We start from the raw sequence: 15,030 nt of genomic DNA on the forward strand, positions 1-15,030 counted from the left end.
TGTCAGGCCTTTCCTGTGAGATAGCGGAGAAGCTGGTCGCTGACGTCCCGGATCATCTCTACCGGGCAGTGCTCTGCCGGGGTGTGGCACAGGCCGGGGTCCCCGGGGCCGAAGTTCACCGCAGGGATGCCCAGGGCGGCGAAACGTGCCACGTCTGTCCAGCCGTACTTCGCCCGGACCCGGCCGCCGGTCGCCGCGACGAGGGCGGCAGCCGCCGGATATACGCATACAGAGGTGAAAGAGGGACAGGGACGGTGGAGCCCCGGGAGCGCCCCCGGGGACAGGTCGTCGACCTCCAGGCTGAAGCCCGGTGCCGGGGCGTCCGGGGTACCCACGCCCAGGACCTCGAGGGTGTGCCCGAGGGCCTCTTCTCCGGACCGGTCAGGGGCGAAACGGAAGTTCACGAACATCCATGCCTCGTCGGGGACGGTGTTCGTCGCCACACCGGACTCGAGCCTGACGATGTTGAGCCCTTCGCGGTAGACGCAGCCGTCGATGTCGACCTCCCGGGGCGTGTACGCGGCCACCCTGGAGATCACCGGTGACAGCCGGTGCGCCGCGTTCTCGCCGAGCCAGGAGCGGGCGGAGTGTGCTCTGACGCCGTGGGCGGTGACCCTGATCCGCAGTGTGCCCTGGCACCCCGCCTCGACCATCCCCCCGGAGGGTTCTCCGAGAAGGGCGACATCCCCTTCCAACCATTCCGGGTGTGCCTCGGAGAGCCGGCGGAGACCGTTGTAGCGCGAGGCCACCTCCTCACAGTCGTAGAGGACCAGTGTCATGTCGTGGGCGAGATCGGCGGAGTTCGCCAGGGTGACGAAGGCGTGGAGGTAGACGGCGTCCCCGGACTTCATGTCGACAGAGCCCAGACCGTGGATACTGTCCGCACCGTCGGCGTCCGGTCCCCGACGGGAGGGCAGGTTGTCCGCCGGGGGGACGGTGTCCGTGTGACCTGCCAGCACCACGCGGGTCGGCAGGCCCCGGTGGGTCCTGGCGACCAGGGTGTCACCGTGCCTGTCGACGGTGACACCGGGCAGCGAGAGGCCGGTGAGCGCCGATTCCAGCGCATCGGCGAGCTGTTTCTCCTCGTGGGAGACGCTGGGGATGTCGACGAGCGCGGAGGTGAGCTCCACGGGGCCGACGCTGAGATCGAGTTCTGCAGTCATTGTGGCGCCCATTCTAGGTGCGGTATGTCCCGGGTGAGGGAAGGCACGTGTGGGACAATCTGATTTCATGAGCACTTCACCTGACGTTTCCGCCACCCCGGAAGACGGCCCGCAGGCCCGTTCCGGGTCCGAACTGGGCCACGGTCTGAGAACCCGGCACCTGACGATGATGGGACTCGGCTCCGCGATCGGTGCCGGTCTGTTCCTCGGCACAGGGGTCGGGATCAAGGCCGCCGGACCCGCCGTCCTCATCTCCTACGTCATCGCCGGCATCATCGTCGTGTTCGTCATGCGAATGCTCGGTGAGCTTGCTGCGGCCCGGCCCGCGTCCGGGACGTTCGCCACCTACGCCCGCCAGGCGTTCGGCGGCTGGGCAGGGTTCTCGCTGGGGTGGCTGTACTGGTTCATGCTCATCATGGTGATGGGTGCGGAGATCACGGGCGCCGGGGCGATCATGGGAAACTGGTTCGGGGTCGAGGGCTGGGTGCCCGGCCTCGTCTGTGTGGTGCTCTTCACCGTGGTCAACCTCTTCGCCGTCCGTGGGTTCGGTGAGTTCGAGTACTGGTTCTCCTTCGTCAAGGTCGCGGTGATCATCTTCTTCCTCATCGTCGGAGTGCTCCTCATATTCGGGTGGCTGCCCGGCCATGCCGCTGTCGGAGCCGACAACTTCACCCCATTCGCCCCCGAGGGCCTGCCGGGGATTTCCGCGGGGCTGCTGGCCGTCGCCTTCGCATTCGGAGGAATTGAGATCGTCACCATAGCCGCCGCCGAATCCGACCGGCCCGCCCAGGCGATCACCGCCGCTGTCCGCGCGGTCGTCTGGCGCATCATGGTCTTCTACCTGGGTTCTGTGCTGGTGATCACCGCACTACTCGACCGGTCGACCCTTGACGAGGCCGAAGGTGCCGCGGACTCCCCGTTCACCCGGGTTCTGGCGATGGCCGACGTGCCCGGGATCGTCGGCATCATGGAGGTGGTCATCGTCCTGGCCCTGCTCTCGGCGTTCAACGCCCAGATCTACGCCACCTCACGCCTGATGTACTCCTTCGCACAGCAGGGCAATGCTCCGGCGGTCTTCCGCCGGGTGTCGGGGCAGAAGGTGCCTGTCGCCGCTGTCGCCTGTTCCCTCGTCTTCGCCTTCATCTCGGTGGGTCTGCAGGTCTGGGGTCCGGCGGACCTCATCAACATCCTGTTCAATGCGGTCGGCGGTGCACTGCTGGTCATCTGGGTGATGATCGTCCTGTCGGAGCTGCGTCTGCGACCGGTGCTGGAGAAGGAGGGGTCCCTGAAGCTGCGCATGTGGTTCTGGCCGGTTCTGCCGGTCGTCACGCTGGTCGGGCTCCTCGGCCTGACGGTCCTGATGCTCTTCGACGAGACCGCGCGCCAGCAGGTCATCGCCGTGGCCGTGGCCTTCGGCCTGCTCTGTCTCCTGGGGGTGTACGTCTCCGCACGCCACGGCCGGTCCGCGGACGACTCCCTGCCCGACCGGGTCTGAGCACCGGCGGTCCGGCCGCACTGACTACACTGTGGTGCCATGACCACAGCTCACGGAACCGGTATCGCCACCATCACCGACGACCAGACCGTCCTCGACGTCTGGTACCCCGAGTTCGGGCTCGGGGACGCCCCCGCCGCCCCCCTCGACCTGTCGCACCTGGAGGGCGGGGACCCTGACCGGGGAGTCCGCCGTACCGTGGTCCACACGGTCATCGCCGACCTGGACGCCCCGCCGTCCGACGTCGAGGACGCCTACCTGCGTCTCCACCTGATCTCGGGCCGGGTTCTGCGCCCCCACGGCTGCAGTCTCGACGGTATCTTCGGCACCCTGAACAATGTCGTGTGGACGAACTTCGGCCCCTGCGCTGTCGAGGGTTTCGAGGCCACCCGGGCGAAGCTGTCCGCGCGCGGACGGGTCACCGTGTACTCCGTCGACAAGTTCCCGCGCATGGTCGACTACGTCGTCCCCACCGGAGTGCGCATCGGTGACGCCGACCGTGTCCGGCTCGGAGCCCACCTCGCCGAGGGTACGACTGTCATGCACGAAGGTTTCGTGAACTTCAACGCCGGAACCCTGGGCTCCTCCATGGTGGAGGGGCGGATCTCGGGCGGGGTCGTCGTCGACGACGGTTCCGATGTCGGAGGCGGCGCGTCGATCATGGGGACGCTGTCCGGGGGCGGTAAGCAGGTCATCTCGATCGGGAAGCGGTGCCTGCTGGGGGCGAACTCGGGTGTCGGTATCTCGCTCGGCGACGACTGTGTCGTCGAGGCGGGACTGTACATCACGTTCGGCACCAAGGTGACCTTCAACGGCGAGATCGTCAAGGCGTCCTCGCTCTCGGGGGCGTCAAACCTGCTTTTCCGCCGCAATTCGGTGACCGGTGCGGTGGAGGCCGTCGCACGGAAGACCGGTTCCGTGGAGCTCAACGAGGCCCTGCACAAGAACTGAGGCCGGACGGGGCCCTCTGGCCCTGCCCCTCTCACCCTGCCAGGGTGCGGAGCCGTGCGGCGGCCTCGGCAATGCTGCTGTCGTCGGCGGTGAGGCCGATCCTGACATGTTGTTCGCCGGTTGGACCGTAGAAGTCACCGGGGGCGACGAGGATTCCCAGTGCCGCCAGCCGGTCCACGGTCTCGCGGCAGGGTCTGCCCTCGGTGGCCCAGAGGTACAGTCCCCCTTCTGAGTTGTCGATCCTCATGCCGGCGTCCCGCACCGCCGCAGCCAGGATCTCCCTGCGCCGGCGGTAGCGTTCCTTCTGGAGGAGCTCCTGCCCGTCGTCCTTGAGCGCGGCGACGGTCGCTGCCTGGATCGGGCCGGGCATCATCAGCCCGGCGTTCCTTCGCACGGCGAGCGCCTCTGCGATGAGGTCGGTGTCCCCGACCAGGAAACCGGAACGGTAGGACGCCATGTTCGATGTCTTCGACAGTGAGTGCACGGCGACCAGTCCGGTGAAATCCCCGTCACAGACGCGCGGGTCAAGGACGGAGACCGGGGCGTCCTCCGGGTCGGTGTTCCAGCCGAGGCCGAGGTAGCACTCGTCCGAGACGACGATGACGCCACGTTCCCTGGCGAATTCGACGACCTTGCGCAGGTGTCCCACGCCCAGCACCCTGCCGTGCGGGTTGGCCGGCGAATTGATGAAGATCATCGCGGGGGACTCGGGTCCGATCCGCAGCAGTGAGTCACTGCGCAGTACGCGGGCGCCGGCGAGCTTCGCCCCGACCTCGTAGGTGGGGTAGGCGAGCTCCGGGATGACGACCGTCTGCCCCGGGGTGACGCCCAGGACCAGCGGCATCCAGGCGATGGCCTCTTTGGTGCCGATGACGGGGAGGACCTGCTCCGGCTGCACACCGGTCACACCGAAGCGGCGGGCGAGTGCCTCGACGACGGCGTCCCTCAGCTCCGGGGTTCCCGTCGTCTGCGGGTACCCGGGTTCCGCGGCGTTGAGTGACAGGGCCAGCTGGATCGACGGGGCGACCTCGTCGACCGGGGTACCCACCGAAAGGTTGACGATGCCGCCCGGGTACGCCGTCGCGGTCGCTTTCGCCTCCCGGAGGGAGTCCCAGGGAAAGTCCGGGAGTTGCGCCGAGAGGGTGCGGCGTGCGGGGCGGACGTGTTCGGGCACAGGTTCAACCATTGTCGGGGGGATTCCTTCCGGTCCTGCTAGTCCTGGTTCTGCGGTGGCAGCGAGCTGACACCTTCGGGGTCGAAGTCCTGGGGGCCGAGCTTCGAGGCTCCGCCCGGGTCTCCCAGGTCGTCGAAGAAGGCGGTGTTGTAGTCGATGTAGTCCTCCCACTCGTCGGGGAGGTCATCCTCGTAGAAGATCGCCTCGGTCGGGCACACCGGCTCGCAGGCACCGCAGTCCACACACTCGTCAGGGTGGATGTACAGTGATCGCTTACCCTCGTAGATGCAGTCGACCGGGCATTCCTCCACACACGCCCGGTCCATCACATCGACGCAGGGCTGCGCGATTACGTAGGTCATGGATAGTCACTTTCTGAGTTTCGTCACGTTCGTGTCAGACAGGTCGTCAGTACTGCTGACAGCACAGCTAATCTTGTCACTTCAGCCGGAGTAATGCCCAACCACCGCCGGCCAGTCCGAGCGGCAGCAGAAGCAGAGTGGTCAGTGAGGCGCCGAGGAGAGTGTCACCGCCGGTGCCCGGTAACGCGGGCCAGAAGACGAGGACGAGGTACCCCGCCAGCCAGGTCCACAGGGGAGCCGCCGCAACTGACCGGTTGTCGGTCCACAGCAGTGCGGTTTTCGTCAGCACCACGAGGAACCAGGGTGTGGCCACCAGTGGCCAGGGGAAAGGCACCTGGACGCCGCCCACCGTGATGCGTGAGCCGAGGTACAGCGTTGCGAGGAGAACGGCAGCCGCCGCACCAACGCACAGCCAGATGATCCCGGCGACCCGTTCACGTCGGGTCGTGTCCCGGCGCACCTGACTGCGCTCCGGATCGCCCCAGTGGGGTTCAGCGGTACTGCGCATCGACTACCTCCCTTCAGCAAACAGACAGTCTAGTCTGTCCAGTGCCGCCGGTGAAAGGCCGCTCCCGCTGTCCCTGCTCTCACCGAGGGTGAAACTCTCCGTCGTGAGCAGCGGCTGCACGATCCGGTTGGACAGGCAGAACAGGACCGGGGCCCCGTCCGGGGACGTCCGCGCCTCGTCGATGACGTCTGAGGTACCCCCGTCGGCGACCCACAGCTGGGTCGCGTGGGCGGCCATGGCCCGACGTTTGGCGTCCACGTCCACGTCACTGCCGTACACCCGGGCGTCCACCCGCTCCGTCGTCACGCCGGCGAGCTCCCCGACCTCCGGCCACCTCCAGCCGGCCGGGGGCTCCCCGACCGCGCGCAGGGCCTCCAGTCCGGCATCCACCCGCTCCGATTCGGTGACGCACCACCACACCCTGGCGGGAACCCACCCGCCACCCGACGCCGACTGTGCGACGGCGGCATGGGTGATCTCATGCGCCCGCACATGGTCGGGATGACCGTAGCCACCGTCAGGTCCGTAGGTCACCACCACATGGGGCCTCTTGTCGCCGATGATCCCGGTAAGGGCGGTCACCGCCTCCTGCCCGGAGCGGACGAAGGCCCGCGGATCCCGGGCAGAGGGACTGCCCGCCATGCCGGAGTCACGCCACCTGGCCACACCTCCGAGGAACAAGGGCCGGGACCCGTCCGTCACCGGGTCCAGGTTGACCCCGAGGACCGTCAGTGCGCGCTGCAGTTCCGCGATCCGGTAGCCGCCGAGCAGTCCGGAACGGTCGGCGACCAGAGCCTGGTACCGGTCTCCGATGACCTCACCCTCCTCGCCGAGGGTGCAGGTCACCACAGTCACCTCCGCACCACGGCGAGCCCAGTGTGCCAGGGACAGTCCGGTCCACAGTGACTCGTCGTCGGGGTGGGCGTGAACCGCGAGGATGCGCAGTCCGGAAAGGTCGTCGGTGGTCGGTCCCGTCACGGGGTCTCCTGTTCATGGGTCTGCTCATTCTTCCCGGGAGCCTGAGAGGAACTCCCGGTGGACGCTCCTGTGGAGCCGGGGGCACCGGTACGTCTCCAGACTCCGGCACCGACGAACGGGCCGGTCTCCCTGTCCAGTGCCCAGTCGGCCAGGCGGGGGGAAGGTCCCACCAGGTCACGGCCCACGGCGATGACCTGACTGTCCTCCATCAGCGGCACGTCGATGTGCTGTCTGCCGACCAGTTCCCGGACCCTGCCGAGAGTCGCCTGGACCGTCCCGTCCGTGACATCGTCACCGGTGTAGAGGACGGCGTCCTCGGCGACAGCGGCGAATTCGGCGTCGACGGCCGCGTCCACGGCCGCCGAGCACAGTCCCGAGATGTTCTCCGAGCGCCCGGAGGGTTCATCCGGGGCCGCGTCCTCCCCCTGTGGTGCTGTGGTCGTTGCCGCCGTACCGGGGCCCGCCGAGGGGTCAGCAGGCTCGACGGACTCTTGCTGCCCGGGCCGGGACGTCAGATCTGCCGCATCTGTCGGCTCTCCCGTGCCCGTCGGTGCCGGGGTCGACGTGGCCGGGGTCGCCGTCACCGGAGGCAGGGACGAGGTCGGCTGTGACACCGCCCGGTCCGCGGTGTCACAGCCGTACCGGCTGCGCAGGGAGGTCAGGGAGGTCGGCGGCTCCTGCCAGGCGACCACCGCATCGACCTCCCCTGACGGAAGGAAGGCGCCGTAGAGCTCAGACGAAGGCCTGGTGACGACCGTAGCGTCGATACCCGCCGCAGTGAGCTGGTCTACGACCCGCCGGGCGGCCTCGACCGCGGTGTCGTCGGTACTGTCCGCCCCGATGCGCAGAGGGGAAAGACCACTGTCCGGGGTGGGGACGGGGGCCATGGCAGATGAGGGACGTGTCCTACGGCTCTCCCCCGCTGTTCCGTCTGCGGTGTCGACTGTCGTGCCGCCCGAGGTACCGCCTGAACCCTCACCGGCGGGCAGCGGGTCCGGCGCCGTGGCCCCGGGGTCACCGCTGACGATCCTGGCGACGGAGTCCGCATCCACGGCGTCGGCGATCACCGCACGGTTGGCGGCCGAGGAGGTCCGTGGCGAGGTGGTGTTGAAGGTCAGGGTGAGCTCGGCGGGCCGTGTCATGGTCCGGACCTGGACGCCCGGGACCGTCGACAACGACTCCCCGGTGACGCCCTGCCTGCCCGTCACCAGCATCTGCAGCTGACCGTTGCGCAGCATCTGCGCCCCGGTCCTGGTGTCGGGTACCTCGGAGAGCACGAGCTTGTCGGTACGGGCCGGGGACTGCCCCCAGAATCGTTCATTGCGTTCCAGTTCGATGACACCGCGGGTCGTGTCGACGGCGCGAACCCGGAACACTCCGCCGGACGCCGCGGGCACGCCCTCCATCATCGTGGAGAAGTCACGGTCCTCGGAACGGTAGATGTGTGACGGGAGCAGGTCGGAGAACAGTTCCCTCCAGTCCGGGTCGGGCCGTGTGAAGGTGACGTCGACGGTACGCCCTCCGGCAGTGACGTCTATCCTCTCGACGGCAGCATAGTCCGCCGGTGCCGCCACTCCCGGGGCCGTGGTCATCTGCTGGCGGAGGTACTCGAAGTCCGAGCCGGTGACCGGGGTTCCGTCGGACCACTGTGCGGCGGCGGAGATCTCGTACCGGACCGCGGTAGGTGCCGCCGGTTCACCCTCGGTGACGGTGACGGAGGTCAACAGGTCGGTGTTGAGTTCCGATCTGTGCTCCTCCCCCGGCAACGCGGTGAAGGCACTCGGCAGGGTCAGTGCCGCGACGACGCTGGTCGCTGTAGACCGGGAACCCACGAGGTGGGGGTTGAGGTCGGTGGGAACGTCGTCGACTCCGACGGTGACGGTCCTGAGCTCCTCGGCCCGGTCGTCGTCGGCGTCCGCCGGTGCGGTGGTGGTGGTCTGCCGGGGCTCCTGAACTGTCGGGGCGTCCCCGGGTCTGGCCTGGCAGCCCGTGAGCGTGAGGGACGCCGCCAGGACGGCAGCCCCCACGACCACAGGCCGTCGGCGGGAACAGTACTGCTCTTCCACTACCGGCGGCTCCTCCCGGTCACACCCCGCGGTCGGGGCTGACCTGTCGTTCTCAGTTCCTGTCGCGCTGCTTCGCCCGGGCTGCGGCACGACCGCGCTCGGTGGCGCCGAGAATGACCTTACGCACCCTGATGGCATCAGGGGTGACCTCGACGCACTCGTCCTGACCACAGAACTCCATCGCCTCGTCCAGGGAGAGGTTCCTGGCCTTGGCCAGGGTCACGGTGGCGTCCGCGGTGGCGGAACGCATGTTCGTGAGCTTCTTCTCCTTGGTGATGTTGATGTCCATGTCCTCGTCACGGTTGTTCTGGCCGACGACCATACCTTCGTAGGTCTCGGTACCGGGTTCGACGAAGAAGCTGCCGCGGTCCGCCAGCTGGGTCAGCGCGTAGGCGGTGATCTGGCCGGAGCGGTCCGCGACCAGGGAACCGTTCGGGCGGTCCTTGATCTCTCCCGCCCAGTTGTCGTACCCGGCGGAGTAGCTGTTGGCGATGCCTGTTCCGCGGGTCTCGGTCATGAAGATGGTGCGGAAACCGATGAGACCGCGGGCGGGCACGAGGAAGTTCATGCGGATCCAGCCGTTGCCGCTGTTGTCCATGCCCTCCATGCGGCCCTTGCGGGCGGCCATGAGCTGGGTGACTGCCCCGAGATGCTCCTCGGGGACGTCGATGACCATGTGCTCCCACGGCTCCTGGAGCTTGCCGTCGACGGTCCGGGTGACCACCTGCGGCTTGCCGACGGTCAGTTCGAATCCCTCGCGACGCATCGTCTCGACGAGGATGGACAGCGCCATCTCGCCACGTCCCTGGACCTCCCAGGCGTCCGGCCTCTCGGTCGGGAGCACCTTGATGGAGACGTTGCCGATGAGTTCCTGGTCGAGACGGTTCTTGACGACCCGGGCGGTGAGCTGGTTGCCGGATCGGCCGGCCATCGGCGAGGTGTTCACACCGATGGTCATGGAGATCGCGGGCTCGTCCACGGTGATCCGGGGAAGTGCGACCGGGTGCTCCGGGTCGGCGAGGGTGTCACCGATCATGACGTCCTCGATGCCGGAGATCGCGGCGATGTCACCGGCGATGACCTCGTCGGTGGGAACCCGGTCGACGCCCACCGTGCGGAGCAGTTCGGAGATCCGGACGTTCTTGATGTGCTCCTCGCCGTTCTCGTCGTAGTGGATCCAGGCGACCTGCTGTCCCTTGTGGAGGGAACCGGCGAAGACCCGGACCAGGCCGATACGGCCGAGGAAGTTGGAGGAGTCCAGGTTGGTGACGTGCGCCTGGAGCGGGGCGTCGTGCTCGGCGGAGGGTTCCGGGAGAACCTCGTAGATCACGTCGAAGAGGGCCTGGAGATCCTCGGCGTCCGGGACGTTGCCGTTGCCCGGGTTGGTGGTGGACGCCTTGCCCGCGCGTCCGGAGGTGTAGATCACCGGGAGGTCGAGGAGGGTCTCGGCGGCGTCGGCGGCCTCGGGGTCGTCGAGCGCGGAGGCCAGTTCCAGCAGGAGGTCCTGGGCTTCGGAGACGACCTCGTCGATACGGGCGTCCGGTCGGTCGGTCTTGTTCACGCAGATGATCACGGGCATCTTCGCTTCGAGTGCCTTGCCGAGGACGAAGCGGGTCTGCGGCAGCGGGCCTTCGGAGGCGTCGATGAGAAGGACGACGCCGTCGACCATGGACAGGGCACGCTCGACTTCGCCACCGAAATCGGCGTGGCCGGGGGTGTCGATGACGTTGATGATCAGGTCTGCACCGTCTTTACCTGCGCCTGCCCGCCTGATGGCGGTGTTCTTGGCGAGGATGGTGATGCCTTTCTCTTTTTCGAGGTCACCGGAGTCCATGACGCGGTCCTCGACCTCGGCGTGGGGGTCGAAGACGCCCGACTGGCGCAACATCGCGTCAACGAGAGTGGTCTTGCCGTGGTCGACGTGGGCGACGATGGCGACATTGCGGAATTCAGTCAGTGACACAGATCCAGGTCTTCCTTATAGAGCGGGGAGAAAAGCGTACGGGCATGTCGGCGGCACGGAGTGGACGCCGATATGCGGACGGGGGTACAGAGTACCCTCTTGCGCCGGTATTCTTCTCATCAGACAAAGTGGAGCACAGCGGACGTGGCCTGTGTTACCGTTGTTGACAATGTGACTCCTGAGGTTTACGAAAGGCCCCCCGTGAGCTCCCTCCGCCGTTCCCGCCCGCACCGTCGCTCCGCCGCCGCCCTCCTCGCCGCCGTGACCGCCCTCGCGGTCCCCACGGCAACGATCGCCGCCCCCACCGCCGGGGCACAGGCCCTGGTCGACAACCTCGGACGCCCCTCCCCCGAAGTGCTCGACCTGGTCGAGAACTTCGCCGCCCAACCCGGAATGCCGGCAGAGGTCGGGGACACCCTCCGACGCCTCGTCAGTTTCTTCCGCGGCGACGGGGAACCCGGCGTGGAGGTCCCCGAGAACGGGCCGGCCTTCACCCAGTTCGGCTGGCCCACCGTGGCCACCGAATGCATCGGCGGCACGGAGAACGCCGTCGGCACCGCCATCGCCGTCCCCGGCCCCGCCCCGATCCCGCTCCCCGGAGTACCGGCCGGTCAGGCGGCCTTCGTCTTCACCGCCCTGGGCACCGGTCCGGCCGTGGCCAGCGACACCACGTCCATGCAGGTGCACTGGCTCAACGTCAACAGCGGCCGCATGGGCCAGACCCCCCTGCTGCCCGGCACCATGAACACCGGTGGCCCCGGCACCGTCAACGGCCTGGCGGACACCGGCCCCGGCACCGTCATCGCCGTCCTCAGCGGCGGCATCACCACCGCCGAGGAGAACGGCCACGCGGACTGCCGTTTCGCCCCGACGGTCGGTCTGACCAGCGTCGCCTGACCTTTCGCGGCGGACCTCCGGATCCGTCCCGGCCGTGGTAGAACCGTCACCATGACGACGGCCCACCCTCCGAAGGTCGAGACCTTCGACACGGACAAAGGGATCAACACCGACCCGAAAGGGTTCGACCGCGCCGTCGACCGGTGGGCGACCCTGCCGCCCGAAGCCTCATACGGCACCTCCGCCGGCCCGCCGCGGGGCCTGTACATGGCCCGACCCGCCGACCACCCCCGCTTCGGCTACCTCGAGAGCTGGCTGCTGCCCGCGCTGGATCTTCGGGTCAGCAGATTCCACTTCCGCAACGGGTCCGGGCACGGCCCCTACCCGGGCCAGGAACTCTACATCGACATCGCACTGACCGAGACCCCTCTCCCCGGCGGCCGGGTGTGGCGCACCACCGACCTGTACATCGACGTGGTGACCTACGCCGGCGGCAGATGGGAGATCCTCGACCTGGAGGAGCTGGGGGACGCCCTGGTCGCCGGACACCTGTCCCCCGAGCAGACCTGCCGCGCGCTCACAGCAGCGCAGAAGGTGGTCACCGGCATCGTCACCACAGGCTCGGCCGAAGAGTTCCTCAGCAGACAGGGATACAACCTCCACTGGGCGGATCCGGCGGACGTGGTTCCCGCCCCTCCGGAGCAACGGCACGACGGCACTCCGGACAGAAACCCCCTCTGACCTCTATGCGAGGATCTGGCGTCCCATGACCATGCGGCAGATCTGGTTGGTTCCCTCGTAGATCTGGGTGATCTTTGCGTCCCTCATCATCCGCTCCACCGGGAAGTCACGGGTGTATCCGTAGCCGCCGAGCAGCTGGATGGCGTCGAGGGTGACCTCCATGGCGATGTCGGAGGCGAATGCCTTCGATCCCGCGGCCATCAGTCCGAGCTTCTCCCCGTTCTCCGCGACCCCCCTCTCGGCGTTCGACGCCGCGGTGTAGATCATCAGCCGTGCAGCATCGATCTTCATCTTCATGTCCGCGAGGGTGAACTGCGTGTTCTGGAACGAGGCGACGGGCCTGCCGAACTGCCTTCGCTCCTTGACATACCCGACCGCCACCTCGAACGCCCCCTGGGCGATGCCGAGCGCCTGCGCGCCGATGGTCGGGCGGGTGTGGTCGAGCGTCTGGAGGGCCGTCTTGAATCCGGTGCCTTCCTCGCCGATCATCCGGTCACCGGGGATCCGGCAGTCCTCGAAGTACAGTTCGGCGGTGGGCGACCCCTTGATCCCCAGCTTGTGCTCGAGGGCACCGACCCGGAAGCCCGGGTCGTCCCTGTGCACCATGAACGCCGAGATCCCGTGGGAACCGGCGTCCGGGTCGGTCACCGCCATCACGGTGTACCAGGTGGAACGGGAACCGTTGGTGATGAAGCACTTGGACCCGTTGATGACCCAGTCATCCCCGTCCCGGACTGCCCTGGTCTTCATGGCTCCGGCGTCGGACCCTGCCTCACGTTCGGTGAGCGCGTAGGACGCCATGGCGCCGGCCGCGATGTCGGGAAGAACCTTCGCCTTGAGTTCCTGGGAACCCTGCAGGATCAGTCCCATGGTCCCCAGCTTGTTCACCGCGGGAATCAGGGAAGATGACCCACAGACACGCGCCACCTCCTCGATGACGATGACTGCGGCGAGAGAGTCCGCACCCTGGCCTCCGAACTCCTCGGGAATGTGCACCGCATTGAATCCGGAGCTGTTCAGCGCCTCCAGGGCTTCCTCGGGGAACCTCTCGTTCTCGTCGACGTCTGCGGCGTGCGGTGCAATCTGTTCCTCGGCGATCTGCCGGATCGCGGAGCGAAGCTCCCGGTACTCCTCGGGCAGCTGGAAGAGATCGAAGTCGGGGTTGAAGGCCATGGATGCTCCTGTTCGGCGGGACTCTTGACGGGATACGGCGGGCCGCCGGCGGGCCTCTGACTGCGCCGCTCTCGGGTTCCGCCTACCGGAACTCATGCTAGTACTCCCCCTGACGTGTCGGGCCCGATCCGGGGAACCGGACGTCGGCACGGGGCGGAGACGGTAGGCTCACGTGGCATGGGAACACGAACTCCAGGCAGGACCCGACGTACCGCAGCCACGATCACCGCCGCTCTGGCACTCGTCACTCTCGGTGCCTGCGGTTCGTCGACGGGTGACGGCTCGACGGCGACCTCCGGCGCGACCGGCGTCACCGGTGCTGACACCACCCCGACGGGCACCATCACCGGCCCAGGCACCACCGCCGCCGCGAATGACACCGGTGACGGCGCGCAGGGCGGTGACGCCGGTCAACGGTGCGGCACCGACGACCTCACCGTGGAGGCGGGGCCCGGTGACGGTGCAGCGGGAAGTGTCTACCGTCCCCTGGAGTTCACGAATGTCTCGGACAGCCCGTGCACCCTCTCCGGGTATCCGGGGGTGAGCCTCGTCTCCGGTGACGCGCAGGTGGGGCAGGCGGCCGAGCGCGAACCCGCCGCCGGCGACCTGCCTGTGGTGACCCTCGCCCCCGGTGACTCCGCCTCCGCCGACCTGAAGATCACCGCTCCCGGGGTCTACGGCGACCGTTGCACCGAAACTCCCGCAGAGTCGCTGAAGGTCTATCCGCCGGAGCAGACCGCCTCAGTGACCGTCGCCGCGGAAGGCCTGACCGGCTGCACCGGGGAGGACGCCCCGGCCACACTCAGCATCTCGCCGATCAGGTGACGCTGCCGGACCCTGCCCCGGAACCCCGGAAAAGCCTGCCCGTCCACCTCCCCCTCCGATGCCCGATAGGCTGGACTGTATGAGTGAGATCGTGATCATCGGCGGCCACGGCCGCGTCGCCCTGCTGACCATCCCCCTGCTCGTCGCCGACGGCAACTCCGTCACCGCGGTCGTCCGGGACCCGGACCAGGTCGCCGATGTCGAGGACGCCGGTGCCTCCGCCGTCGTCGCGGACATCGAGACGATGAGTACAGACAGTATCGTCGACCTCCTGGAGCCTTTCGACACTGTCGTCTGGTCCGCCGGTGCCGGCGGCGGGGATCCGGAGAGGACCCGCAACGTCGACGAGAATGCCGCCGTCCGGACCATCAACGCCGCGGAGGAGTCCGACACCGACCGTTTCATCATGGTGTCGTGGTGCGGGTCCTACCTGGACCACGGCATCCCCGAGGATGATCCTTTCCACGTGTACGCCGACGCCAAGGCCCGGGCGGACTCCCATCTGAGAAGGTCGTCGCTGGACTGGACGATTCTCGGGCCCTCGACGCTCACCGACGGTGAGGAGACGGGGATCTCGGTCATCCCGGAGGACCGGGGCCGCACCGACGGGACCACCGTCCCCCGTGCCGCCGTGGCCGCGCTCATCGCCGCCGCGGTCGACTGCCCCCGGAGTGCGGGACACACTGTGCGTTTCAACGCCGGTGACTCTGACCCTGAGGACGTCCTCCACGACCTCAACCTCAACCTCTCCAGTGCGCTGGACTCCCACGGTTCCGGCTTCGAGTGACCCGACC

General features: G+C 67.9%; 14 protein-coding genes. 6 read left to right on the forward strand and 8 right to left on the reverse strand.

Annotated elements, in window-relative coordinates; translation table 11 throughout:
* Positions 1-2 precede the first annotated feature (2 nt).
* Positions 3-1,163, reverse strand: a complete 1,161-nt coding sequence (dapE, locus tag BN3906_RS01455) for a succinyl-diaminopimelate desuccinylase (RefSeq protein WP_066583211.1) — start codon at positions 1,161-1,163, stop codon at positions 3-5.
* A 67-nt stretch (positions 1,164-1,230) separates the two neighbouring features.
* On the opposite strand from dapE, the gene BN3906_RS01460 reads away from it, so the two are divergent.
* A complete protein-coding gene (locus tag BN3906_RS01460) occupies positions 1,231-2,658 on the forward strand; it encodes an amino acid permease (protein WP_066583213.1) in 1,428 nt (475 codons plus the stop codon).
* Between the two features lie 39 nt (positions 2,659-2,697).
* Positions 2,698-3,609, forward strand: a complete 912-nt coding sequence (dapD, locus tag BN3906_RS01465; RefSeq protein WP_066583216.1) for a 2,3,4,5-tetrahydropyridine-2,6-dicarboxylate N-succinyltransferase — start codon at positions 2,698-2,700, stop codon at positions 3,607-3,609.
* A gap of 31 nt (positions 3,610-3,640) precedes the next feature.
* On the opposite strand, the gene dapC is transcribed toward dapD, so the two are convergent.
* From dapC to typA, 6 genes are all read right to left on the reverse strand, one after another.
* Positions 3,641-4,795, reverse strand: coding sequence for a succinyldiaminopimelate transaminase (dapC, locus tag BN3906_RS01470; protein WP_066583218.1), 1,155 nt, complete (start codon positions 4,793-4,795; stop codon positions 3,641-3,643).
* A 26-nt stretch (positions 4,796-4,821) separates the two neighbouring features.
* Positions 4,822-5,145, reverse strand: a complete 324-nt coding sequence (gene fdxA, locus BN3906_RS01475; protein WP_066583219.1) for a ferredoxin — start codon at positions 5,143-5,145, stop codon at positions 4,822-4,824.
* Positions 5,146-5,221: 76 nt separating this feature from the next.
* The gene (locus BN3906_RS01480; RefSeq protein WP_066583220.1) at positions 5,222-5,653 is read right to left on the reverse strand and encodes a hypothetical protein; all 432 of its coding nucleotides are present in this window, start codon (positions 5,651-5,653) and stop codon (positions 5,222-5,224) included.
* 3 nt (positions 5,654-5,656) lie between these two features.
* Entirely contained in the window at positions 5,657-6,631 is a 975-nt protein-coding gene (gene mshB / locus BN3906_RS01485; protein ID WP_066583222.1) for an N-acetyl-1-D-myo-inositol-2-amino-2-deoxy-alpha-D-glucopyranoside deacetylase, read from the reverse strand.
* Positions 6,628-8,697 (reverse strand): ABC transporter family substrate-binding protein, encoded by a 2,070-nt coding sequence (locus BN3906_RS01490; protein ID WP_066583224.1) that lies wholly within the window; start codon positions 8,695-8,697, stop codon positions 6,628-6,630. Before BN3906_RS01490 ends, mshB begins: the two co-directional genes overlap by 4 nt.
* Positions 8,698-8,749: 52 nt before the next feature.
* Positions 8,750-10,660: a translational GTPase TypA gene (typA, locus tag BN3906_RS01495; RefSeq protein WP_066583227.1), complete on the reverse strand. Its 1,911-nt coding sequence runs from the start codon at positions 10,658-10,660 to the stop codon at positions 8,750-8,752.
* A gap of 201 nt (positions 10,661-10,861) precedes the next feature.
* Here typA and BN3906_RS01500 point away from each other — a divergent pair, with 201 nt between their 5' ends.
* Both BN3906_RS01500 and BN3906_RS01505 read left to right on the forward strand, forming a co-directional pair.
* Entirely contained in the window at positions 10,862-11,557 is a 696-nt protein-coding gene (locus tag BN3906_RS01500; RefSeq protein ID WP_066583229.1) for an Rv1157c family protein, read from the forward strand.
* Positions 11,558-11,608: 51 nt separating this feature from the next.
* Positions 11,609-12,238 (forward strand): DUF402 domain-containing protein, encoded by a 630-nt coding sequence (locus BN3906_RS01505; protein WP_066583231.1) that lies wholly within the window; start codon positions 11,609-11,611, stop codon positions 12,236-12,238.
* Between the two features lie 3 nt (positions 12,239-12,241).
* On the opposite strand, the gene BN3906_RS01510 is transcribed toward BN3906_RS01505, so the two are convergent.
* Positions 12,242-13,411, reverse strand: a complete 1,170-nt coding sequence (locus tag BN3906_RS01510) for an acyl-CoA dehydrogenase family protein (protein ID WP_066583239.1) — start codon at positions 13,409-13,411, stop codon at positions 12,242-12,244.
* Between the two features lie 177 nt (positions 13,412-13,588).
* Between BN3906_RS01510 and BN3906_RS01515 the strand changes: the two genes are divergently transcribed.
* The gene (locus tag BN3906_RS01515) at positions 13,589-14,236 is read left to right on the forward strand and encodes a DUF4232 domain-containing protein (protein WP_066583240.1); all 648 of its coding nucleotides are present in this window, start codon (positions 13,589-13,591) and stop codon (positions 14,234-14,236) included.
* Between the two features lie 79 nt (positions 14,237-14,315).
* Positions 14,316-15,023: an NAD(P)H-binding protein gene (locus BN3906_RS01520; protein ID WP_066583241.1), complete on the forward strand. Its 708-nt coding sequence runs from the start codon at positions 14,316-14,318 to the stop codon at positions 15,021-15,023.
* The last annotated feature ends 7 nt before the right edge of the window (positions 15,024-15,030 follow it).

Source organism: Corynebacterium provencense, assembly GCA_900049755.1.
In the GTDB taxonomy this organism is placed as follows: Bacteria; Actinomycetota; Actinomycetes; order Mycobacteriales; family Mycobacteriaceae; genus Corynebacterium; species Corynebacterium neomassiliense.